Origin of the sequence: Polaromonas sp., assembly GCF_031411155.1 — a bacterium.
Lineage (GTDB): Bacteria > Pseudomonadota > Gammaproteobacteria > Burkholderiales > Burkholderiaceae_C > Polaromonas.
In genome coordinates this window covers 1-6,226 of record NZ_JANOAL010000121.1, presented here as the reverse complement: position 1 = coordinate 6,226, position 6,226 = coordinate 1, and the positions used below count along the sequence as shown (strand labels likewise).

General features: G+C 59.8%; 6 protein-coding genes, 1 tRNA gene and 1 pseudogene. 1 reads left to right on the top strand and 7 read right to left on the bottom strand.

Annotation, left to right across the window (positions count from 1 at the left end; genetic code table 11):
• The first annotated feature begins 34 nt into the window (after positions 1 to 34).
• Positions 35 to 111 (top strand) — tRNA-Met (locus tag RMO23_RS08440).
• Between the two features lie 640 nt (positions 112 to 751).
• Here RMO23_RS08440 and maiA read toward each other — a convergent pair.
• The 7 genes and pseudogenes from maiA to RMO23_RS08405 all read right to left on the bottom strand — a co-directional run.
• A complete protein-coding gene (gene maiA / locus RMO23_RS08435) occupies positions 752 to 1,402 on the bottom strand; it encodes a maleylacetoacetate isomerase (RefSeq protein WP_309680436.1) in 651 nt (216 codons plus the stop codon).
• The gene (locus tag RMO23_RS08430) at positions 1,403 to 2,116 is read right to left on the bottom strand and encodes an ABC transporter ATP-binding protein (RefSeq protein ID WP_309680434.1); all 714 of its coding nucleotides are present in this window, start codon (positions 2,114 to 2,116) and stop codon (positions 1,403 to 1,405) included.
• A 19-nt stretch (positions 2,117 to 2,135) separates the two neighbouring features.
• Positions 2,136 to 2,888: an ABC transporter ATP-binding protein gene (locus RMO23_RS08425; protein ID WP_309680432.1), complete on the bottom strand. Its 753-nt coding sequence runs from the start codon at positions 2,886 to 2,888 to the stop codon at positions 2,136 to 2,138.
• Positions 2,888 to 3,901 carry a branched-chain amino acid ABC transporter permease gene (locus tag RMO23_RS08420; protein WP_309680430.1) on the bottom strand — a complete coding sequence of 338 codons (1,014 nt, stop codon included), beginning with the start codon at positions 3,899 to 3,901 and terminating at the stop codon, positions 2,888 to 2,890. Before RMO23_RS08420 ends, RMO23_RS08425 begins: the two co-directional genes overlap by 1 nt.
• Positions 3,902 to 3,906: 5 nt before the next feature.
• A complete protein-coding gene (locus RMO23_RS08415; RefSeq protein WP_309680428.1) occupies positions 3,907 to 4,824 on the bottom strand; it encodes a branched-chain amino acid ABC transporter permease in 918 nt (305 codons plus the stop codon).
• 4 nt (positions 4,825 to 4,828) lie between these two features.
• Positions 4,829 to 6,000 (bottom strand): annotated as a pseudogene (locus RMO23_RS08410) (ABC transporter substrate-binding protein).
• Between the two features lie 52 nt (positions 6,001 to 6,052).
• The coding region (locus RMO23_RS08405) for a Rieske 2Fe-2S domain-containing protein (RefSeq protein WP_309680438.1) at positions 6,053 to 6,226 on the bottom strand (174 nt) is incomplete at its 5' end.

The window sequence follows — 6,226 nt, the reverse complement described above, 5'->3', positions numbered from 1 at the left end:
GGCCAAGGCAGAATAGGCTACAATAAATACTTATCGCGCGGTGGAGCAGCCTGGTAGCTCGTTGGGCTCATAACCCAAAGGTCGTAAGTTCAAATCTTGCCCGCGCAACCAACATCCATGCCGTCTAGGCTGGTAGCAAACGCCCACTTCATGTGGGCGTTTTGCTTTCTGGCCCAAATTTGGCCCAAATTTGGCCCATCTATGGCCCAGTTTTGGCCCGTGAAAATCAACGATAGCGCGAAGTCACCATTGGGTGCGTGGCCTGCTTTCGGGGCTTCACTACTACGGCATGGCTGTTACCTTACAAAGTCGCAAACTCAGATAATCTGGCTGCGTTGCTTGAGTGGTGCACGAGGGCTGGTTGAAGGGCATGTTTGGTGGAGGCCAAGAGGTCAAGTTGTTTTCCGCTCAAACTCAAGGTTGAATTCGTCGTCTCACTTGAAGCTGGGACAGCGGTTATATCGGTTCATCCTTCCGCTATGGGCCAGTTGCGGGTATTCCCGAGTGACCGGTAACTGGAGGCCAAAATTGGCTCTGGTCACCAGTCCAGCCGGCGCATTCAAATTTCCGTCTGCTCAGAAACCTCCAAGGCATCCTCGACCTCAATTCCAAGGTGGAGTTCCTGATGGGATTCGCTGGTCGGTGCCACTATCGCATTCACGCACTTGGCAGTGCTCGGACATTCTCGGGTTTTGCCGACCCCGGTCCTACCTGTCTTGCCATCACTTCATGATCGCTTGAGCGCCTCACTTCACTCGGAATCGGGCTGGCGTGAAGGCGCCGCCGCAGCGAAAGCAGGCAGTGCCTGGCAGGTGTTGAAGATCGCCGTCAGGGTCGGGCAGCCCGACAAGTCGACTTTGAAACGCTGGGCGCTAAAAACCTGTGGCACCAGGCAGCAGTCGGCCATTGTCGGGGTGTCGCCAACACAGAAAGCGCCGATCCGACCGCGCTGCTGAATTTGCGCTTCGATGGCCTCCAGACCCAAAGTGATCCAGTGCGCGATCCATTCGCTTTTCATTTCTTCCGAAACGCCCATGGAGCCGGTCAGATACTTCAGCACCCGCAAATTGTTGATCGGGTGAATGTCGCAGGCGATGTTCAGCGAGAGCTGGCGCACAAAAGCCCTGTCGACAGGTGCCGACGGCAAAAGCGGCACCTGTGGATAGACCTCGTCGAGGTATTCGATGATCGCCAGCGACTGGCTGATCTTCACGCCTTCCTCACTCAGCACCGGCACCAACGCCTGCGGATTGATCGCCGTGAAGGCATCGCCGAACTGCTCGCCGCCGTTGCGGTTGAGGTGAACGAAGACATGCTCTGCGTCCAGGCACTTGAGGTTCATCGCGATGCGGACGCGGTAGGTCGCCGAACTGCGAAAGTAGGTGTGAAGGATGCGGTCCATTCAGACTCCGAGATACTGGTGAACAATTTCAGGTTGGCCGCGCAACTCATCTGAGGTGCCCTGCCAGACTACACGGCCTTTTTCAATCACAAAGTGCCGGTCGGCCAGGCCCATCAACGCTTTGACGTTCTTGTCGATGACGATTTGCGACAGGCCCTCCTTTTTCAGAACAGCAAGGGCACGCCAGATTTCGTGTCGGATCACCGGGGCCAGGCCTTCTGTGGCTTCGTCGAGCACCAGCAGCCGCGGGTTGGTCATCAGCGCGCGGCCGATGGCCAGCATCTGCTGCTCGCCGCCAGACAGCTGCGAGCCGAGGTTGCTGCGACGCTCTTGAAGGCGCGGGAAAAAACCATAGACGCGGCCCAGGTCCCAGGTCTTGCCGCTGCCCCTTTTGTCGTCGCGCGCAGTCGCCACCAGATTTTCCTCGACCGTCAGATTTGGAAACACTTGCCGGCCTTCGGGAACCAGCGCCAGGCCCTGGCGCGCGATGCGGTGCGAAGGTAAATGGTCTACACGTGCTCCGGCCACCGACACGCTGCCGGACGCCACGGGCAGCATACCGAACAAACATTTGACTGTGGTGGAACGGCCCATGCCGTTGCGGCCTAGCAGGGTCACGACCTCGCCTGGGCCAACATCGAATGAAATGTCAAACAGCGCCTGCGCGTGGCCGTAGGAGGCCTGAAGGCCTTTGACGGATAAAAATGGAATCATGATTTTTTCCTTACGCGCTTCATGCTTCAGCTTCTTCGCCGAGGTACACCGCCCGCACTTCCGGGTGGTTGCGGATTTCCTCCGGCGTACCGGTGAATAAAATTTTTCCGTAAACCAGCACGCTGATGCGGTCAGCCAGCGTGAACACCGCGTCCATGTCGTGCTCGACCAGCAGGATGGTGTACTGACGCTTCAGGCGTTGCAGCAGCGCTATAACGGCAGTGGATTCCTGCACGCTCATGCCGGCCATTGGCTCGTCGAGCAGCAAAAATTTGGGCCCGGCAGCAAGGCTCATTGCCAGCTCAAGTTGCCTTCGCTCGCCATAACCCAGATCGCCCGCCGCGACGTTGATTCGATGCGTGAGGCCGGTGGCTTCGAGAGCCTCTTCGGCGAACTTGCGTGCTTCCTTGTCGGCCAGCATCGGCGTCCAGAACTTGAAGGCATGCCGGCGTGAGCCGAGCGCTGAAAAAGTTGCGTTCTCCAGCACGCTGAAGTCCTCAAAGATCGAGGTGATCTGGTATGACCGCAACAGGCCTCGTTTCGCGCGTTCATGGATCGGCAGTGCGGACACATCCGCGCCGTTGAACCATACGCGGCCGCTATTGGGCGCGAGCTCACCCGACAGCTGGTTGATCAGCGTTGTCTTGCCTGCACCGTTGGGCCCGATGATCGCGTGGAGTTCGCCCTCGCCGATGTCGAGCGACACCGCGTCGGTGACCAGCAACGCGCCATAACGTTTGGTGAGAGATTCGGTGCGAAGTACGCTAGCCATTACAGGGCTCCCTTGGCTACACCAGCCGTCGCAACGGCCGCTGTGGTGTTTTTTGCGGACCGCTTTCCACGGGAATCAAAGCGCTGCAGCAGGCCGATGATGCCGCTCTTGCCCAAGAGCGCGACGATGACGATGAGCGGGCCGAAAATGACCATCCAGTGATCGGTAAAGCCTTTCAGGATTTCTTCAAGGCCGAGGAAAACCAGCGCACCCATCAAGGGGCCGAACACCGTGCCAAGACCACCAATCACCACGATAACGATCAGCTCACCCGAGACCGACCAGGCCAGGGTGCTCGGCGAGGCGAAGGCATTGAGGTTGGCCAGCAGCAGGCCGGCCACGCCGCTCAACATTCCCGACATCACATAAGCCAGCAACTGGTAACGCACCACCGGAATACCGGCGGCGTTGACGCGGCGCGCGTTCTGTTTGGCGCCACGGATCACCATGCCGAAGGGTGCGACGCGAAGTTTCGCCAGCCACCAGATCGACAGCACCAGCACGAGGAAGGCGATGACGTACACACTGGTCGCGGACGACAGGTCGACAGGGCCGAAGCGGCTGGTCTGCGCGATGGCCATGCCGTCATCACCGCCGTACTTCTTCAGACTGACGAAGAGAAAGTAACCCATCTGGGCAAAGGCCAGCGTGATCATGATGAAGGCGATACCGGTGGTGCGCAGGCTGATGGCGCCGGTGACCAGCGCAACCAGACCGCACACGCTCAGGGAAAGTGCCAGGTGCACCCAGCCGTTGCCGACCTCATGGAAGGATGCGATGCCGACCGCATAAGCGCCAAGGCCGAGAAAAAGCGAATGGCCGAAGCTCACCAGTCCGCCGTAACCCAGCGCCATATTCAGCGCGCAGGCGGCAATCGCGTAGATGATGATGCGCGCGAAGAAGGCGACATAAAACTGCTGGCCGGTGGCCTGCGCGACGAAGGGCACGGTCGCCAGCAACAGCAACACCAGCAGCGGAACCCAAGTGCTGGGACGTGAAAGAAGTGGAGTCATGGGTTTCACCTGTTTGCGGGAAAAAGACCTTGTGGTCGCCAGGCCAGCACCACTGCCATCAGCAAGTAGACCAGCATCGAAGCCAGCGCGGGGCCGGCCGCATCGGCGAATGATCGCTCTGTCACTTGCCGCAGCATGAAGGGTAAAAACACGCGGCCCATGGTGTCGACGATGCCGACAATAAGCGCCGCATAAAACGCGCCGGTCACCGAGCCGATACCCCCGATCACGATGACGACCAGCGTGGTGATCAACACCGACTCGCCCATGCCGGACTGCACCGACAGGATGGGCCCGGCCATCGCGCCGGCCAGGCCGGCCAGCATCGCGCCGACGGCGAACAGCATGGCGTTGAGCAGGCGGATGTTGACGCCGAGCGCGGCGACCATGGCGGAATTCACCGCGCCGGCGCGGATCAGCATGCCAACGCGGGTCTTGTTGATCAGCAGCCAGGAACCTATCGCAACCATCAGCCCGACGACGATGATTGCGATCCGGTAGGCCGGGTATGTGAAGCCGCCGATGTCGATGGCACCGCTGAGGAATTCAGGTACCTGCAAAAATACCGGCTGCGAACCCCAAATGATGCGCACCAGTTCATTGAAGAACAGCACCAGGCCAAAGGTGGCCAGCACATGGTCGAGGTGGTCGCGGCGGTAGAGGCGCGCGACCGCGACAAATTCCAGCGCCAGGCCCAACAGCAGCGAGCCCAGCATCGCTGCCAGCACAGCCAGCCCGAAGGAGCCGGTGTACTGGAAGGCCGTGGCCGCAAAGTATGCGCCCATCATGTACAGCGAGCCGTGCGCCAGATTGACAAAGCTCATGATGCCGAAGACCAGCGTCAGGCCTGCAGCCAGCAAAAACAGCAGGACGCCGTATTGCAGGCCGTTGAGCAGTTGCGCGAAAACAATCGTGCTGTTCATGGCGTCACTTCAGCGCGCATTGCGCGTGGTAGGCATCGGTCTGCCTAGTCAGCGGCGTTGCGACGAGTTTGCTGCCACTCTTGATGGTTTCGAACGCATAGTAGTTCTGCACCGGCAGGTTGTGTTGTTAAACGCGAACGGGCCGCGCACCGACTTGAACTCACTGCCAGCGGCCTTCACGGCGACGGCAAGTGCCTTGGCATCACCGGCCTTGGCCTTGCCGAGCGCGATGTTCAGAATATTGGCCGCGTCGTAGGCCGTTGCCGCGTATTCGCTGGGCGTACGTTTGTACTTGCGCTCGAAGTCATCAACAAATTTCTTGTTCTCTGGCGTGTCGAGCGCCGCGTCCCACATCGCGCCACTGACGCTGCCAACGGCCGCATCACGCAGGCCTGGCAAGGTCGTACCATCGACGGTGAAGACGGAATACAGCGGTATCTTGGCCATCAGACCGGCCTGGTTCATCTGCTTGACGAAATTGACGCCCATGCCGCCAGGGTAGAACACAAACACCGCATCGGGCTTGGCTGACTGGAGTTGGGCAAGTTCGGCCGAGTAGTCGGGCTGGTTCACCTGCGTGTAAACCTCGTCCACGATCTGGCCCTTAAAGTAGCGCTTGAAGCCGGTCAGCATATCCTTGCCGGCCTGGTAGTTGGGCGCCATCAGGTAGACCTTCTTAAGACCCTTGTCCTGGGCAAACTTGCCCATGGCTTCGGCGGCGCCGTCGTTCTGCCACGCAGCGGAAAACACATTGGCCTTGCAACCGGCACCGGCCAACGGTGATGGACCGGCATTGGTGGCGATAGCCACGGTGCCCGACTCGACGATGCGCGGCAGGCTGGCCATCAGCACATTGGAAAAGCTCAGGCCCACGATGGCATCGACCTTGTCCTTGTCGATGAACTTGCGCACGATCTGACTGCCGATTTCCGGCTTGAGCTGGTCGTCTTCCTTCAGTACAGTCGCGAGTTGACCGCCGAGCTTGCCGCCCAGTTGCTCGACCGCCAGCATGAAGCCGTCGACCTGGTCCTGGCCCACTATGGCCTGCGGGCCCGACAACGGCGCCATGATGCCGATGGTGGCGGCTGCGGTGAACTGGCTTGCGCCGGCAAGTGCAAGCCCGGCCATTGCGGCAAGTGCGCTGCGACGAAAGAACGTGGTTGGTGTTGTCTTCATAGTGTGTTGTCTCGTGTTGATAGGGTGAGGGAAGGATGGGGCTGCTGCGAGTTCAGTCAGACATCTGCACAAATACGCGCCCGTTTTCGATGCGCACGGGGTAGCTGCGAATGTCCTCCGTGACCGGCTCGCAGGTGCCACGACCATTGCGCACGTCAAACTTGCCCTGGTGCAGCGGGCATTCAATTTCATAGCCGTCAAGGAAGCCGTCGCACAGACGTGCATG